Genomic DNA, 348 nt, shown 5'->3' on the forward strand with positions numbered 1-348 from the left:
CCATCGCGTCCAGACTGAAAGAAGAACGAGAGCGCCTAGGCCTGACGCAGCCGGTGTTTGCGGAAGCGGCTGCCGCTAAGAAGCGCACGCTGATCGATTGGGAAAAGGGCGTCTCCTCACCAACCGCTGTGCAGCTAGCCGCCCTGGCCGCAATTGGAGTGGACGTTGCTTACGTGCTAACCGGCTCTCGTTCGTTCAAGCCGGAACCGGCCATCACTCCAGAACAACGCATACTGGTTGCCGACTACGCGGCCTGTTCGCCGAGCGATCAGGCTGCTTTGCGCCGAACCGCTGCAGCGATGGCAATAGGTATGGCTGCTGGGGCAGCAGCCCATGGGAAATCTGGTC

Annotated in this window: 1 protein-coding gene; it reads left to right on the forward strand. The window is 61.2% G+C overall.

Translation table 11 applies throughout. The annotated features are described in order from the left end of the window. Positions 1–348: helix-turn-helix transcriptional regulator (locus RCF13_RS07185; RefSeq protein WP_308141010.1), on the forward strand; the 348-nt coding region annotated here is incomplete at both ends.

The sequence above is a fragment of the Stenotrophomonas maltophilia group sp. RNC7 genome, assembly GCF_030910085.1.
GTDB classification, from domain to species: Bacteria; Pseudomonadota; Gammaproteobacteria; order Xanthomonadales; family Xanthomonadaceae; genus Stenotrophomonas; species Stenotrophomonas sepilia.